This window comes from Acidimicrobiales bacterium (assembly GCA_035533095.1).
Taxonomy (GTDB): Bacteria; Actinomycetota; Acidimicrobiia; order Acidimicrobiales; family Palsa-688; genus DATLUM01.
In genome coordinates, this window is the sequence record DATLUM010000040.1 from 61,461 (window position 1) to 75,957 (window position 14,497).

12 protein-coding genes are annotated in these 14,497 nt (G+C 66.0%); 3 read left to right on the top strand and 9 right to left on the bottom strand.

All coding sequences use genetic code 11. The annotated features are described in order from the left end of the window. Position 1 precedes the first annotated feature (1 nt). Both VNF71_03930 and VNF71_03935 read left to right on the top strand, forming a co-directional pair. On the top strand, positions 2 to 1,153 hold the full coding sequence (locus tag VNF71_03930) for an amidohydrolase family protein (GenBank protein ID HVA73694.1): 1,152 nt from the start codon (positions 2 to 4) through the stop codon (positions 1,151 to 1,153). A gap of 67 nt (positions 1,154 to 1,220) precedes the next feature. Next, positions 1,221 to 1,646: a MaoC/PaaZ C-terminal domain-containing protein gene (locus tag VNF71_03935; protein ID HVA73695.1), complete on the top strand. Its 426-nt coding sequence runs from the start codon at positions 1,221 to 1,223 to the stop codon at positions 1,644 to 1,646. Between the two features lie 19 nt (positions 1,647 to 1,665). Here the strand turns inward: VNF71_03935 and VNF71_03940 are convergent, their stop codons facing one another. After that, positions 1,666 to 2,169 (bottom strand): MaoC family dehydratase N-terminal domain-containing protein, encoded by a 504-nt coding sequence (locus VNF71_03940; GenBank protein ID HVA73696.1) that lies wholly within the window; start codon positions 2,167 to 2,169, stop codon positions 1,666 to 1,668. Between the two features lie 41 nt (positions 2,170 to 2,210). Here VNF71_03940 and VNF71_03945 point away from each other — a divergent pair, with 41 nt between their 5' ends. Then, positions 2,211 to 3,887, top strand: coding sequence for an amidohydrolase family protein (locus VNF71_03945; GenBank protein ID HVA73697.1), 1,677 nt, complete (start codon positions 2,211 to 2,213; stop codon positions 3,885 to 3,887). Here the strand turns inward: VNF71_03945 and VNF71_03950 are convergent. The 8 genes from VNF71_03950 to dnaA form a co-directional block, all read right to left on the bottom strand. Further along, a complete protein-coding gene (locus tag VNF71_03950; GenBank protein ID HVA73698.1) occupies positions 3,884 to 4,795 on the bottom strand; it encodes an SDR family oxidoreductase in 912 nt (303 codons plus the stop codon). The two genes, VNF71_03945 and VNF71_03950, sit on opposite strands and share 4 nt — an antisense overlap. A gap of 96 nt (positions 4,796 to 4,891) precedes the next feature. Next, the gene (locus VNF71_03955; protein ID HVA73699.1) at positions 4,892 to 5,527 is read right to left on the bottom strand and encodes a DUF3566 domain-containing protein; all 636 of its coding nucleotides are present in this window, start codon (positions 5,525 to 5,527) and stop codon (positions 4,892 to 4,894) included. Next, positions 5,527 to 8,031 (bottom strand): DNA gyrase subunit A, encoded by a 2,505-nt coding sequence (gyrA, locus tag VNF71_03960; GenBank protein HVA73700.1) that lies wholly within the window; start codon positions 8,029 to 8,031, stop codon positions 5,527 to 5,529. Before gyrA ends, VNF71_03955 begins: the two co-directional genes overlap by 1 nt. Next, positions 8,028 to 9,986 carry a DNA gyrase subunit B gene (locus VNF71_03965; protein HVA73701.1) on the bottom strand — a complete coding sequence of 653 codons (1,959 nt, stop codon included), beginning with the start codon at positions 9,984 to 9,986 and terminating at the stop codon, positions 8,028 to 8,030. Before VNF71_03965 ends, gyrA begins: the two co-directional genes overlap by 4 nt. 151 nt (positions 9,987 to 10,137) lie before the next feature. Next, complete coding sequence (locus VNF71_03970; GenBank protein ID HVA73702.1) at positions 10,138 to 10,500, bottom strand: DUF721 domain-containing protein; 363 nt, start codon at positions 10,498 to 10,500, stop codon at positions 10,138 to 10,140. Next, positions 10,497 to 11,612 (bottom strand): DNA replication/repair protein RecF, encoded by a 1,116-nt coding sequence (locus VNF71_03975; GenBank protein ID HVA73703.1) that lies wholly within the window; start codon positions 11,610 to 11,612, stop codon positions 10,497 to 10,499. Before VNF71_03975 ends, VNF71_03970 begins: the two co-directional genes overlap by 4 nt. A 9-nt stretch (positions 11,613 to 11,621) precedes the next feature. Next, entirely contained in the window at positions 11,622 to 12,722 is a 1,101-nt protein-coding gene (dnaN, locus tag VNF71_03980) for a DNA polymerase III subunit beta (protein HVA73704.1), read from the bottom strand. A 244-nt stretch (positions 12,723 to 12,966) separates the two neighbouring features. Continuing rightward, positions 12,967 to 14,403 carry a chromosomal replication initiator protein DnaA gene (gene dnaA / locus VNF71_03985; GenBank protein ID HVA73705.1) on the bottom strand — a complete coding sequence of 479 codons (1,437 nt, stop codon included), beginning with the start codon at positions 14,401 to 14,403 and terminating at the stop codon, positions 12,967 to 12,969. Positions 14,404 to 14,497 lie beyond the last annotated feature (94 nt).

The window sequence follows — 14,497 nt, forward strand, 5'->3', positions numbered from 1 at the left end:
GATGGCTTCTGGCGACTCCATGATCGTTTCCGTCGACGACCACCTCATCGAGCCACCGGACCTGTTCGAAGGCCTCATGCCGTCCGCACTCGTGGACCGGGCGCCGCGGATCGTCGAATTCGAGGACGGGCGCCAGGCTTGGGTCTACGAGGACAATCTCTACGCCAACGTCGGGCTCAATGCGGTCGCGGGCCGCCCACGTGACGAGTGGAGCATGGAACCGGCGCGCTTCGACGAGATGCGTCCCGGCTGTTTCGACATCCACGAGCGCGTCAAAGACATGGACGCCGGCGGCATCTGGTCCTCGGTGTGTTTCCCGTCGCTGATAGCGGGCTTCTGCGGCGCGGTGTTCTCCAACAGCAAGGATCCCGAGCTCGGCCTGGCATGCGTGCGCGCGTGGAACGACTGGCACCTGGACGTGTGGGCCGGCACCTACCCGGGCCGGATCATCCCACTGCAACTCACGTGGCTCAAAGATGCCGCCATCGCGGCCGACGAGGTCCGCCGCAACGCTGAGCGGGGCTTCAAGGCAGTCAGTTTTGCGGAGCTCCCGTCGAAGCTCGGGCTTCCGTCGCTCCACTCGCGCTACTGGGATCCATTCCTGGCGGCCTGCGAGGAGACCGGCACGGTGCTCTGCCTGCACACAGGCTCATCCGGGTGGGCGCCCCTGCCTTCGCCCGATCCTCCGTTCGAGCTGTACCCGACGCTGTTCCCCGCCAGCAGCCTCGTGGCGGCAACCGACTGGCTGTGGTCCCGTGTGTGCATGCGCTTCCCAGGGCTGCAGATAGCGATGTCGGAGGGCGGCATCGGCTGGGTCGCGATGCTCGCCGACCGAGCCGACTACGTCCTGGCCCATTCGGCGTCGGGGACCGAGAGTCGTTCGTGGAAGGGCGACCTGCGCCCCAGCGAGATCCTGGCGCGGAACTTCTGGTTCTGCACCATCGACGACCCAAGCAGCGTCGACGCGGTCATCCAGCGGATGGGTGCCGACCACATCATGGTCGAGAGCGACTACCCGCACGCCGACTCGACCTGGCCGTCGAGCTACGAAGCGGTCAAGGCCAACTTCGGCCACCTACCGGACGAGGTGATCCGCAAGGTGACTTACGGCAACGCCTGCGAGTTGTTCGGGGTGAAGCCCCCTCCGACCTGACCGGTCACGCCCCGCAGATGTCGGCGTGGTTGAGGACTGTCACTCATGCTCAACCTACGATCTCGGCGTGTTGTGCTTCGAGGACGTGACCATGGGCGACGCGGCCCCGGTGCTCACCCACACGCTCACGCGCGGTGATCTGATCGAGTACGCCGGCGCATCCGGGGACTTCAACCCGATGCACACCGACGAGGTCGCGGCGAAGGAGGCCGGCATGCCCAGCGTGTTTGGCCATGGCATGTTCTCCGCAGGTCTGCTCGCAACGGCGATGACCAACTGGTCGGGGGTCGGCAGCGTGGTGCGGTACAAGGTCCGCTTCGTGAAGCAGACGTGGCCTGGCGAGGAGTTCGAGACCAGCGTCAGGGTCACAGCCAAACGTAAGGAGGAAGGGAGGGGCCTCGTCGACGTCGAGTGCAGCCTCGCCAACAAGCAAGGGGAGGTGAAGGTCGCCGGCGAGGCGACCCTGGCCTTGCCCCTGCGCCTCGCGTCCTAGACAGGTCCGCAGGACCTCTCTAGCCGGCCGGTTTCCTCGCCCGGTGCACGAGGTTGAACCGGGCGGTGACCACCGGCTCACCGCTGCCCTTCACGGTCCACCTGGTCTCGGTGACCAGGAACGTCATGACGTGGGTGTCCGTCTCGCGCTGGTAGAGATCCGAGATCACGTCTTGCGCCTCGAGCACGTCGCCGACCATGACGGGCCGGGCGTACTCGAACTCCTGCTCACCGTGCAGGATGAGCCCGGGACCGAGCTTGCCCATGACCTCCCACATCGGGTTCGACGCCACCGGCTCCAGGCCTTCCTGCAGTTCGGGGTACTCCCCCCAGTAAGGCATGGCGAACGGGAATGTCGGCGGAGCCGGGATCGAAGCGAAACCTGCCGCCTGGGCCTCTCGCTGGTCCTGGTAGATCCTGCTCTGGTCCTTGACCGCTCTCGCGAAAACGGACACCGGAGCCCGCTCCACGGCCACCACCCTGCGGGCGCTCACCTTCCCTATGACGGTCGTGTCGAGCCCCATGCCGGTAGCAGCACCTCCGTGGTCACCGTAGTATGACGAGCGTGTCAGATTTTGATGTGGTCGTGCGTGGAGGGACGGTCATCGACGGGACGGGTTCGCCCGGCAGGAAGGCCGATGTGGGCGTCGCCAGGGGGAAGATCGTCGCGGTCGGAGAGGGACTCAGCGGCAACAGGGAGCTGGACGCATCGGGCCAGGTGGTCAGCCCCGGTTTCATCGACATCCACACCCACTACGACGCCCAGGTGTTCTGGGATCCGTGGCTCACCCCCTCGTCGTTCCACGGCGTCACGACCGTCGTCGCCGGCAACTGCGGCTTCTCCATAGCACCGGTTAGAAGTGACGGCGTCGCGCTGCTGGCGCGAACCCTCCAGCACGTCGAGGACATGAGCTTCGACACGTTGCAGGCCGGCGTGCCCTGGGACGGCTTCGAAACCTTCCCCCAGTACCTCGACGCTGTCGAGAAGCGCCGGCCAGCCCTCAACTACGGCTGCTACGTAGGCCACACTGCTGTGCGCCTGTACGTGATGGGAGAGGACGCATACGAGCGGCCTGCCACCCCTGAGGAGCTCGACCGCATGAGCGAGATCGTCGCCGAGTCGGTCGCCGCCGGGGCGATGGGCTTCGCGAGCAGCGCGTCGCCCACCCACAACGGCGACAAGGGGCGCCCGGTACCGTCGCGTGTGGCGGACCTGGAGGAGCTGCGGGCGCTCCTGCAGCCGGTACGCCAAGCGGGCAAGGGTGTCGTGGCGCTGCTGCCGGGGGGAGTGATCCGCCACGAGCAGGTCTTCGAGTTGCAGAAGGAGATCGGCCGGCCGTTCACCTGGACGGCGCTGCTGACCGTTCAGGGTTACCCCTACCACGAGAAGGTCATCCGCGAGCACGAGGCCGCGTGGGAGTCCGGCGCCGAGGTGTGGCCGCAGGTGTCCTGCCGCCCGCTCGTGTTCCAGATGAACCTGGAGGAGCCGTTCACGCTCAACATGCGCCCGTCGTTCGCGGCCCTGATGGGGATGTCGCACGAGGAGCGCACCGCCGCCTACCGGGACCCGTCGTGGCGCGCTTCCGCCTGGTCTGAGCTGAGCGGCGAGGGCGGCGGGAAGCTGCCTTTCAACTGGAAGGCGCTGTCGGTGGCCGAGTCTGACTCGCGGCCCGACATGGTGTCGCGCAAGGTCATGGAGGTGGCGGAGGAATGGGGATGCACGCCGCTCGACGTCGTGCTCGACATATCCCTCGGCGACGACCTGAGGAGCCGCTTCTGGTCGGTTCTGGCCAACGACGACCCTGAAGGCATCGCCTGGCTGCTCCCCCGCGACCACGTCCTGCTGGGCCTGGCCGACTCGGGGGCCCACGTGTCGCAGCTCTGCGATGCGTGCTTCGCGACCGACCTGCTCGGCAACTGGGTCCGCGAGCGGAGCGTGATGCCGCTCGAGCGGGCCATTCACAAGCTCACCGGAGAGCCCGCGGCCGTCTACGAATTGGCTGACCGGGGGACCATCGAGGTCGGCAAGGCTGCGGACATATGCGTCTTCGACCCGGAGACCATCGCTCCGGGGCCCCTCAAGCGGGTACGTGACTTCCCCGCCAACGGCGAGCGTCTCACCGCGGACTCTCCCACCGGGATGACGCACATGCTTGTCAACGGCACGCCCATACGCGTCGACGGCGCCGCCGACGAGGAAGGCCTGAGTTCCGGGCCCGGTGTCCTCCTGCGCGCTACCTAAAAGCCGATCCCGAAGCCGGGGATCCCCTTGCGGCGTTCACCGAACAGACGCTCCTGCTCCTTGACCAGATCTCCTACCGTCCACCGACTGTCGCGGCTGACGCCCGAGGCGTCGCTCAAGGGTTGGATGAGGTGCACCCGCCCGCCGGTGACGACGAACACCTGCCCGCTGATCTCGGCGCCCGCGTCGCTGGCGAGCCACCCTACGACCGGTGCGACATTGTCGGGGTGTAGGTCGTCGAAGGTCCCCTCCTCCCCGCCGGCCAGGAATCCCCCTCCGAGCGTCTCGGTCATGCGGGTGCGAGCGCGTGGGGCGATGGCGTTGACGGTCACTCCGAACCGCTCGAGCTCCCGGGCGAGGGTCAGCGTCATCGAGTAGATCCCGCCCTTCGCTGCGGCGTAGTTCGCCTGGCCCGGCGTCCCCCACAGTCCCGCCTCGCTGGTCGTGTTGATCACCCGCCCGTACACCGGATCGCCAGCCTTGTGCTTCGTCCTCCAGTGCGCCGCAGCAAACCGCACCGGTGCGAAGTGGCCCTTCAAGTGGACGAGGATCACCGACTCGAAGTCTTCCTCGCTCATGTTGAAGCTCATGCGGTCGCGGACGAAGCCGGCGTTGTTGACGAGGATGTTCAGGTCCCCGAAGGATTCGACGGCCTGTTGCACGAGTCGTCCGGCGCCGGCGAACGTGGACACGTCGTCTGCGTTGGCGACTGCCTTGCCGCCCGCCGAGACGATCTCGTCGACCACAGCCTGCGCCACCGAGGAGTCACGCCCGCCACCGTCGAGCGCGGTGCCGAGATCGTTGACGACGATGCTCGCACCCTCGGCCGCGAGTAGCAGCGCCTCACCCCTGCCGATGCCGCGCCCGGCTCCGGTGACGATCGCGATCTTGCCGTCCAGATGTCCCACAGCGTCTCCTCGCCACCGCCTGGGCAATCGGAGGGGGGCTCAGCCAGGCGTGGCGGCTCTTTTTACCACGGGCCGGCTAGACGGACTTCCGGCCGGTCAGCTGTCGGAAACCTTCAACCGGATGCCCCCGACGACCTCTGCGATGAGGTTGTACACGGTGGCAGCTAGGACGTTGAGCAGTGTCCCGGTCATGGCCACGACGGCGCCGGCAGCGCACGAGTACATGGCGATGGTCCCGGGATGCAGTACGTAGTGTTTGACGCCGAACAGAGATTGAACCGAGTGGTCGATCGAGTGAACAGCGCCCGCCGCGTCGGCGACGACCCACAGCAGGATCGACGCAACCACCATCACGATCAACACGATGGTGTAGAACACCGCCGACACTTTCGCGACGCTTCTCACGTCGAGGTGCGTGACGGTCCGCACCTGCGGAGCCGGCGCCGGCGCCGGCCGGCCGCGACCCGGCGCCCGCCGCAGGGGCGTGACGGGCACCCCCACAGGGACCGCCGCCGAACGGGCCGAGATCCCGTCGGGCCAGGCCACTGGGGGCCCCAACGGCGGCGTTGCCAACGACGAAGGGCCCGCCCGGCGAGAGCCCCTGGCCAGCAGGCTGTCGAAAAGAAGACCGGGCCGGCGGAGATCCGCCGGCCCGAAATCACCTTTCAGCGGGGCTCCCCAGCCCCCGCCCGCCCTCGACTCACTCTCCGAACGGACGGGGTTCTCCGACATCAGCCGCTTTCCTCCATAGCCAGTACTGGTGCGACGGACGCCACCACTTGGCCTGGATCGAGTGTCACCACCCTCACCCCGGTCGCGTCGCGTCCTTGACTTGATATTTCCCGTACTGCCATGCGAACCATCACGCCTGACGAAGAAGTGACAATAATTTCGTCGTCGAGTCCCACCATAAACGCCGAAACAACACGACCTTTCTTCTCGGTCAGCTTGATCGCCCTCACCCCGAGACCTCCCCGGTTCTGGGCGTTGAAGTGGTGCAGTTGGGTGCGTTTGCCGTAGCCGGCGTCGGTCACGATGAGGATGCTGGTCTCGTCACGAGCCGGGTCGATGGAAACCACCTCGTCGCCTTGGCGAAGGTTCATGCCCCTCACGCCGGCGGCGTCGCGCCCCATCGGCCGAACGTCGGTCTCGTGGAATCGGATCGCCATCCCCATCCGGGAGACCATGAACAGGTCGTCGGAACCACCCGTGGTGATGACTCCGACCAGTTCGTCTCCCTCCTTGAGGTTGATGGCGATGAAACCCTCGCGACGGGACTTGTCGTACTCCGAGAAGGTGGTCTTCTTGACCTGACCGTTCTTCGTGGCGAACAGCAGGTAGCGGTCGGACGGGAACTCGCGCGTGTCGATCAGAGCCTGTATCCGTTCGTCCGCCGCCAAGGGAAGCAGGTTGACGATGGCGGTGCCCCGAGCGGTGCGCTCCTTGATCGGCACCTCGAAAGCGCGCAGCCGGTACACCTTCCCCCGATTGGAGAAGAACAGCAGGTACGCGTGTGCCGTGGTGTGGATGATGCTCGTGACGAGGTCCTCTTCTTTGAGCCTCGCTCCTTGGACACCTCTGCCTCCGCGCCCCTGCGTGCGAAATGACCCGGCCTGTACGGCCTTCACGTAACCCGCCTTGGTCATGGTGATAACCAATTCCTCGTCGGTGATGAGGTCCTCGGCGGACATCTCACCCTCGTCGTAGGTGATGATGGCCCGGCGGGCATTGGCGAACTTGTCGCGGATTTCACCGATCTCGGTCTTGATGACGCCGCGCAGCTTGGCATCGTCGGAAAGGATGGCCTCGAGCTCCGCGATGGTCTCGCGAAGTCTGGCGAGCTCCTCTTCGAGGTTGGCGCGCCCGAGGCGCGTGAGGCGATGCAGCTGCATGTCCACGATGTGCGTCGCTTGCACTTCGCTGAACGCGAACGCTTCCGCCTGGAGAGCGGCGATCGCTCCCTGCCGGTCCTCCGAACCGCGGATCGCCGCGATGATCGCATCGATCATGTCGAGGGCCCTGATCAGGCCCTCGACTATGTGAGCACGCTCGCGTGCCTTGCGCAGCAGGAATTCCGATCGCCGGCGGATGACCTCGACCTGGTGGCGAACGTACGCCTGCAGGATCTGGACCAGGTTGAGGGTCCGCGGGACACCGTCGACGAGGGCGACCATGTTCACACCGAAGCTCGTCTGCAGCGGGGTGTGCTTGTACAGGTTGTTGAGCACCACGTTGGCGTTGGCGTCGCGCTTCAGGTCGATCTCGATGCGGGTGAGGCCCTTGGCGGAGGAGTCGTTGGCGTCCCGGATGCCGTCGAGATCACGCGCGTCGACGAGATCCTTGATCCGGCTGAGCACAGCGCTCGGGCTCACCTGGTATGGCAGCTCCGTGACGACAATGCTCGTCCCGCCGCGTTTGGTCTCGACGATCTCCGCCTTGGCGCGCATCTTCACCGACCCGCGCCCGGTCCGGTAGGCGTCCATGATCCCCTGGCGGCCCAGGATGAACCCGCCGGTCGGGAAGTCCGGACCCTTGACGAACTGCATCAGCTCCTCGGGCGTCGCCTCGGGGTTGTCGATTAGGTGCACCGTGGCGTCGATCACCTCGCCCAGGTTGTGGGGAGGGATGTTGGTCGCCATGGCGACGGCGATGCCCTGGCTGCCGTTGACGAGGAGGTTGGGGAACCTCGCCGGTAGAACGGTTGGGACGGTGTACTCGCCCGAGTAGTTGTCCTCGAAGTCGACCGTCTCCTGGTCGATCCCCTCCAGCATGTGCGTCGCGATCTGCGAGAGCCGGCACTCCGTGTAGCGGGCCGCCGCCGGCCCGTCGTCGAGGGACCCGAAGTTCCCGTGGCCGTCGACGAGGGGGTGGCGCAGGCTGAACGGCTGGGCCATCCGCACGAGCGCGTCGTAGAGCGCCATGTCCCCGTGAGGGTGGTAGCGGCCCATCACGTCTCCGGTGACACGCGCGCACTTCAGGTGCGGCCGGTCCGGTCTGGCGCCCATGTCGTGCATGCCGTACAGGAGCCGGCGGTGCACCGGCTTGAGCCCGTCGCGCACGTCCGGCAATGCACGCGAGACGATGACCGACATCGCGTAGTCCAGGTAGGAGCGTTCCATCTCCTCCTGGAACTCGATCGGCTCGATGCCTACGAGGGTGGTGCCGCCGTCATCCTCGTCGATGGCTCCGTCGCCGTCGCCACCCGCACCGTCTGGAGGCAATGTCGCGTCGCTCATATGTCGAGGAACCTCACGTCCTTGGCCTTGGTCTGCACGAAGTGCTTGCGCATTTCGACGTCGTCGCCCATCAGGATCGCGGTCACCTCGTCCGCGATCGCTGCCTGCTCCACCGATATCTGTAGGAGAGTCCGGGTGCTGGCGTCCATGGTCGTCGGGCCGAGCTCGTCGGCGTCCATCTCACCCAAACCCTTCAGCCGGTTGAACTCGTTCTTGTGGTTCGGGTGCTCTGCCATGAACGCCGCCTTCGCCGCGTCGTCCTTCAGGTAGATCTTCTCCTTGCCGACCACCGTCGAGTACAGCGGCGGCTGGCAGATGTACACGTAACCGGACTCGACGAGGGGCCGCATCTGGCGGAAGAAGAATGTGAGCAGGAGCGTGCGGATGTGGCTTCCGTCGACGTCTGCGTCCGCCATGATGCAGACCTTGTGGTACCGGGCCTTGGTGACGTCGAACTCCTCGCCGACACCTGCTCCGATGGCGGCGATCAACGCCTGGATCTCGTTGTTCTTCAACATCTTGTCGAGCCGGGCGCGCTCGACGTTGAGGATCTTGCCCCGGATCGGCAGGATCGCCTGGGTTACCGGGTTGCGGGCCTGCGTCGACGAGCCACCCGCTGAATCCCCCTCGACGATGAACAACTCGGCGTCTTCGGGTGACGTCCCCCTGGCACAGTCACGCAGCTTCTCCGGCATGCCGGCACCTTCGAGAGCTGACTTGCGTCGCGTCGCGTCGCGCGCCTGGCGGGCTGCGATTCGCGCCCGCGACGCCTGTACCGACTTAGTGACCATCTGGCGCGCCTCGGTCGGGTTCTCCTCGAGCCATTCGGCGAGCTTCTCGTTGGTCGCGCGCTCGACCAACGACCGCATGGGGACGTTGCCCAGTTTCGCCTTGGTCTGGCCCTCGAACTGAGGATCCCGCAGCTTCACCGAGACTATCGCGGTGAGACCTTCGCGTATGTCCTCACCCAGGAGGTTCTCGTCCTTCTCCTTCAGTTGGCTCGCGGCGCGCGCATACTTGTTGACCACGGCGGTCAGTGCCTTCTTGAAACCTTCGACGTGGGTACCACCTTCGGTCGTGGCGATGCCGTTGGCGAAGCCGTGGATGCCTTCGTAGTAACCGGTGTTCCACTGGAGCGCCACCTCGACCTCGCCGTCCTCCTCGGCCACCTTGTAGTACGACACCTTCTTGAATAGGGCGTCCTTCGAGGCGTTGAGATGCTTGACGAAGTCGATGATCCCGCCGGCGAACTTGAAAATGGTCTCCGCGGGCTCGGCGCCGGGGCGCTCGTCCTTGAACCGGATCTCGAGGCCTGCGTTCAAGAACGCGTAGACCTGAAGCCGCTCGAGGATGGTCTGGGCACGGAACTCCGTCTCGTCGAAGATCCTGCCGTCGGGCCAGAACGCGACCGTCGTCCCCGTCCTGCCCCGAGGCGCGTCACCGGTGACCTCGAGCTTGGTCTGCGGCTTGCCGCCGTCGGCGAACTCCATCCGGTGGTGCTTGCCGCCGCGGTCCACCTCGACGATCAGCTTCGTCGACAGCGCGTTGACCACGGATACCCCGACCCCGTGGAGCCCGCCCGAGACCTTGTAACCGCTGCCGCCGAACTTGCCTCCGCCGTGCAGTTTCGTGAGAGCGATCTCGACACCGGTCAACTTGTGCTGCGGGTGCATGTCGGTAGGGATGCCCCGCCCGTTGTCGATGACCCGGCACCCGCCGTCGGCGGTCAGGGTGACGTCGATGCGGTTGCAGTAACCCGCCATGGCCTCGTCGACCGAGTTGTCCACGACCTCCCAGACGAGGTGGTGCAGGCCGCTGGTGCCGGTCGAGCCGATGTACATCCCGGGACGCTTGCGGACCGGTTCGAGGCCCTCCAGGACGGCCATGTCGCGGGCGCTGTAGCTGCCCGCGCGGGCGTCCTTTTGCCCTTCTTCGACGGTCGTTTGCATCACCATGGACGCGGCCTTTCCAGCGGGGGTAGACAGGACATCGGGCCGCCGGCCGCCGAGGCGCAAAATCGCAGGTCAGCAGCCCGAAATTCGATAGCTGTAGTTTACCAGAGGGGGGTGTCGGTTCCGGCCCAACGACACCCATTTCTTGGGGTTCTCAGCGACTTCCCCGGCGCCCCTTCGCGTCCCCGGCGCCCACCACACGGAAGCGGATCTCGGTGAGCTCTTCCGTTCCCGCTTCGGCCTGTAGCTTCGTCAGCAGTTGCGCCGCCAAGAAGCCGAGTTGAGCCGCCCACGCAGGCTCGTCGACCTCCACCACTAACACTCCGCCGCGCAGCGATCGCGGCCGCGCGTGGGATGCGATCTCGGGGCCCACCAACTCCTCCCACCCGGAGAAAACCGCGGACAGGGTAGAGGCCTTCGGCCCGCCGATCGACGCCGTAACCCGGTCCAAAGACTCCCCGACGCGCTTCGGATCGCGCTCCCATTCCGCCGGCCCGGACGGCTTCCAGGTGCTCACCGCAACAGCTTCCCGCCCTCAACCCGGTAGCGCGCCGCGATCTCAGCACCCGACGGCACGGCTCCTGCGGTCGTGACGATCGCCTGCCCGCGCGGCAGACACGCCAACAACGACTCCGACCTCGTGGCATCCAGCTCCGAAAACACATCGTCCAGCAGCAGGATCGGGGAGCTTCCTATCCGCTCGGTCACGAGATGGTGGCCCGCGACACGGAGGGCGAGCGTCAGCGACCGCTGCTCTCCCTGCGACGCGTGGGTGCGCGCTGGAAAGTCGCCTACCCGCATCTCGAGCTCGTCGCGGTGAGGACCGACGGTGGTCACCCCACGCCTGAGGTCGTCCCGGCGTGCTTCGCGCAACGCGTCCTCCAGCGGCCCGCGCCAGCTGCGTTCGTACCTGAGCCTTATCGCGTCCCTCCCCCGCTCCGACACGGCGGCCGCCAGCCGCGCGTAGGCCTCGCCCGCCAACGGCTCGAGCGCGCCGGTCAGCGAATCCCGGACCGACGCCAGTTTCTCTCCTGCGGACGAAAGCTTCGAATCCCACACATCGAGGGTCGCCTCGACGTCTCGCGGGACCGGGCTGGCCGCAGCGGCGGACTTCAAAAGGGCATTTCGCTGCTTGAGCACCCGCTCCACCTCGGTGATCGTGTCGCCGTGCCTGGGGTGCAGAGCCACGAGAAGGTCGTCGAGGTACTGGCGCCTCTCCTGGGGGCCACCCTTGACGAGCGAAAGGTCGTCCGGTGAGAACACTGTCACCTGGAAGAAGCCGAGCAGATCCCGGGAACGCTTCAATGGTTGCCCGTTGACCTGGACCCGATCGCGCCCCGCGACGTTGACCTCCGCTTCGACGAGCACGCGGCGCGACTCGCGTGAACCTTCAGCCCGCACGATCGCGCGCTGCACCGCAGGCTCGCCTGGGCGCGCTACCCGCACCAGTACCTCGCCGGGGCTGCCCCTAAACGACTTCAGCGTCGCCAGATAGGCGATCGCCTCCACCAGGTTGGTCTTGCCCTCCCCGTTCGACCCGCTGACCAGCGTCAGCCCCTCAGAGGCCGGCGAGAACTCCGCTTCGGTGTAACTGCGGAAATCCGTCAGCCACAGACGGTCGACGTGCACCGTCGACACTCACGACACGCGGACGGGCATCAACAGGTACAGGTAGTCGTCGCCCTCGGTCGGCCGCAGCGTGGCCGGCTTCAACGCATCGAGGGTGTCGAGCACCACCTCGTCTCCCGTGACCGCCTCCACCCCGTCGATCAGGTAGTTCGGGTTGAAAGCGACCGTCATCTCCGCACCCTCGTACTTGGCGTCGACATCCTCGGTGGCGGTTCCCCAGTCGGTCGTGATGACCGTGAGCTCTATTCCGGTGGGACGCAGCGCGATCCGCACGGGCGTCGTCGCGTCACGTGCGAGCAGCTTCACTCGCCGAACGGCGTCCAGCAGAGCTTCGCGCCCGACGATCAACCGGTTCGGGTAGTTGGACGGGATGAGCTGCCGGTAGTTGGGGAACTCACCCTCGATCAGCCGGGTCGTCAGAGACACCCCCGGCAACCCGAAGGTCGCATCATGGGCGCCCAGCCTCAGTGTGATCTCGCCCGCGTCCCCACCGAGAAGCCGCATCAACTCGTTTAAGGCGCGGGACGGCACCAGTACCTTCTGGCCTTCGGGAATCACTCCCAGGCCGCGCACGTCGCGCACCGCCAACCTGTACGAGTCGGTAGCCACCATCCGCAGCCCACCCTCTTCCGTGGCCATCAGCACACCGGTCAGGATCGGCCGCGAATCTTCACCTGATGCGGCGCGCGTCACCTGTCTCAGCGCGTCCGCCAGACCCGATGCCGGCAACGTCACAGTCTCGCCAGTAGGTGCTGGAAGCCGCGGGAAATCGTCGGAAGGATGGGTCCGAACGGTGAAGTGAGAACGCCCGGACGCGATCCTGAGCTCTTCATCATCGGATTCGAGGCTGACCGCTCCAGGCTCCAGTGCCCGCACGATGTCTGTGACCAGACGGCCCGGAGCAACGACGACCCCGTCGGATCCCCCGCCCACCGCCGCCTCCACCGTGATCGTGAGATCCAGGTCGGTACCGGTCACCTGCAACTTGTCGCCGACAACGGAAAGCCTGATTCCTCCTAGCACCGGAAGCGCCCCGCTCCTGCCGGCCACCGCCCTTCCCGCTGTGCTCAGGGCTTCTACCAGGACATCACGTTCGCATCGCAACTTCACCGCAGTGCCTTCCCTACTTCTCTTCTTTGAATTGAAATTCTTTGGTAGCAGCCGTAATAGGGGCTGTGGATTGTGGAAAAACCATCATCGGTCCTGGTCGGAGACCATTGGGATCACCTGGGACCGTCCCCAGGATCCCACAGCCTTGGGACCCCTCCACGGATGCCCTGTGGGGAGTCGAAGCACCGTCCCCTGAAATCACATCGCGCCGACACAAGCGTTCCGCAGCCCGGTCCCCACCCATCTAGCTGCCGCCCTTGATGTTGTAGATCAGCTCGGTCACGTCGTCGTAGACCTGGCGCCTCTCCTTCATCAGGCGGGAAACCTTCTCGACAGCGTGGATGACGGTTGTGTGGTCGCGCCCACCGAACTCGCGCGCGATCGCGGGGTAGCTGTACTCGGTCAGTTCCCTGAACAGGTACATGCCGATCTGCCTGGCGTTCACCAAGGGACGGCGCCGGCTGGTGCCGCACAGATCGTCGACCGAGAAGCCGAACGCGGACGCGGTCGACTCGAGGATCAGCTGCGGCGTGATCTGGCGTGGCCGGTCCGCGTCGAGGATGTCGGAGAGGACGCGGGCCGCGACGTCGAGGGTGGGAGGCTCCCTGTTGAGGCTCGCGAAGGCCGAGACGCGGATGAGAGCGCCCTCCAACTCGCGGATGTTGTCCCTGACGTGAGTCGCGATGAGCTCCAGAACGTCCCCCGGGATCGGGACGCGCTCCCCGTCCGCCTTTTTCCGGAGGATCGCCAGGCGCGTCTCTAGCTCGGGCGGCTGGACGTCCGTCGTCAGCCCCCACTCGAATCGGCTGCGCAGCCGGTCCTCCAGCGTGGCGATCGACCTCGGATGGCGGTCGGACGACAGGACGATCTGCTTCGATCCCTCGTAGAGCCAGTTGAACGTGTGGAAGAACTCCTCTTGGAGCCCCTCCTTGCCCTCCATGAACTGGATGTCGTCTACGAGCAGGACGTCGCACTCCCGGTAGCGGCGCTTGAACGTGGTCTGGCCGTTGGTGCGTATGGCGTCGACGAAGTCGTTCATGAACGTCTCGGTGGACAGATAGCGCACCCGCTTGCCAGGGAAGTTCTGGACCACGTAATGCCCAATGGCGTGCAGGAGGTGTGTCTTGCCTAGCCCCGAGTCGCCGTAGATGAAGAGCGGGTTGTAGCTCTCCGCCGGCGTTTCGGCTACCCGCTGGGCCGCGGCGTGGGCGAAGCGGTTCGACGCCCCGATGACGAACGCCTCGAAGGTATATCTGGGGTTCAAAGACGGGCCGTCAGCGCGGGTCACGGCGGGAACCTCCGGCACCCCCCGTGTTTCTACATGGTGGCCCGGAGGCTGCGTTTGTACGCCCTCAGCAGGGAATTCAGTTGTGGTGGGGCTGTGTTGGGAGTCCGTTGTGACTGCGTTGATATCCACAGGACGATCGGCACCGGTGGGAGCCGGTCGCACCACGATCTGGACCTCGAGCGGCCCGCCGGAGGCCTGCTGGGCGGCCTGGCCGATCAGAGGTACGTACCTCTCGACCAAACGGTCCCTGACCAGGGAACTTGGAGCTGAAAGGGTCAGGTTCCCCTCCTCCAGTCCTTCGGGTCGCACCTCCGCGAACCAGGTCATCCATACAGCATCGGAAACCTCCGCCCTGAGGACGTCGGAACACGTTGTCCACAGCTCCTTCACCATCGTCACTTGGACTTTGTGCCTCCCACCTGTCCGAGATCCACAAGTTGTTCCACAAGTTGTGGAGAACTCGGCTGGGAGACGAGGCGGCAGGGCT

What these genes read in the sequence shown, in the direction of transcription:
- VNF71_03930 (HVA73694.1), top strand. Translation starts at nt 2, where the DNA reads ATGGCTTCTGGCGACTCCATGATCGTTTCCGTCGACGACCACCTCATC.
- VNF71_03940 (HVA73696.1), bottom strand. Translation starts at nt 2,169, where the DNA reads ATGGGGCTCGACACGACCGTCATAGGGAAGGTGAGCGCCCGCAGGGTG.
- VNF71_03955 (HVA73699.1), bottom strand. Translation starts at nt 5,527, where the DNA reads ATGTCGGAGAACCCCGTCCGTTCGGAGAGTGAGTCGAGGGCGGGCGGG.
- gyrA (HVA73700.1), bottom strand. Translation starts at nt 8,031, where the DNA reads ATGAGCGACGCGACATTGCCTCCAGACGGTGCGGGTGGCGACGGCGAC.
- VNF71_03965 (HVA73701.1), bottom strand. Translation starts at nt 9,986, where the DNA reads ATGGTGATGCAAACGACCGTCGAAGAAGGGCAAAAGGACGCCCGCGCG.
- dnaA (HVA73705.1), bottom strand. Translation starts at nt 14,403, where the DNA reads ATGGTGAAGGAGCTGTGGACAACGTGTTCCGACGTCCTCAGGGCGGAG.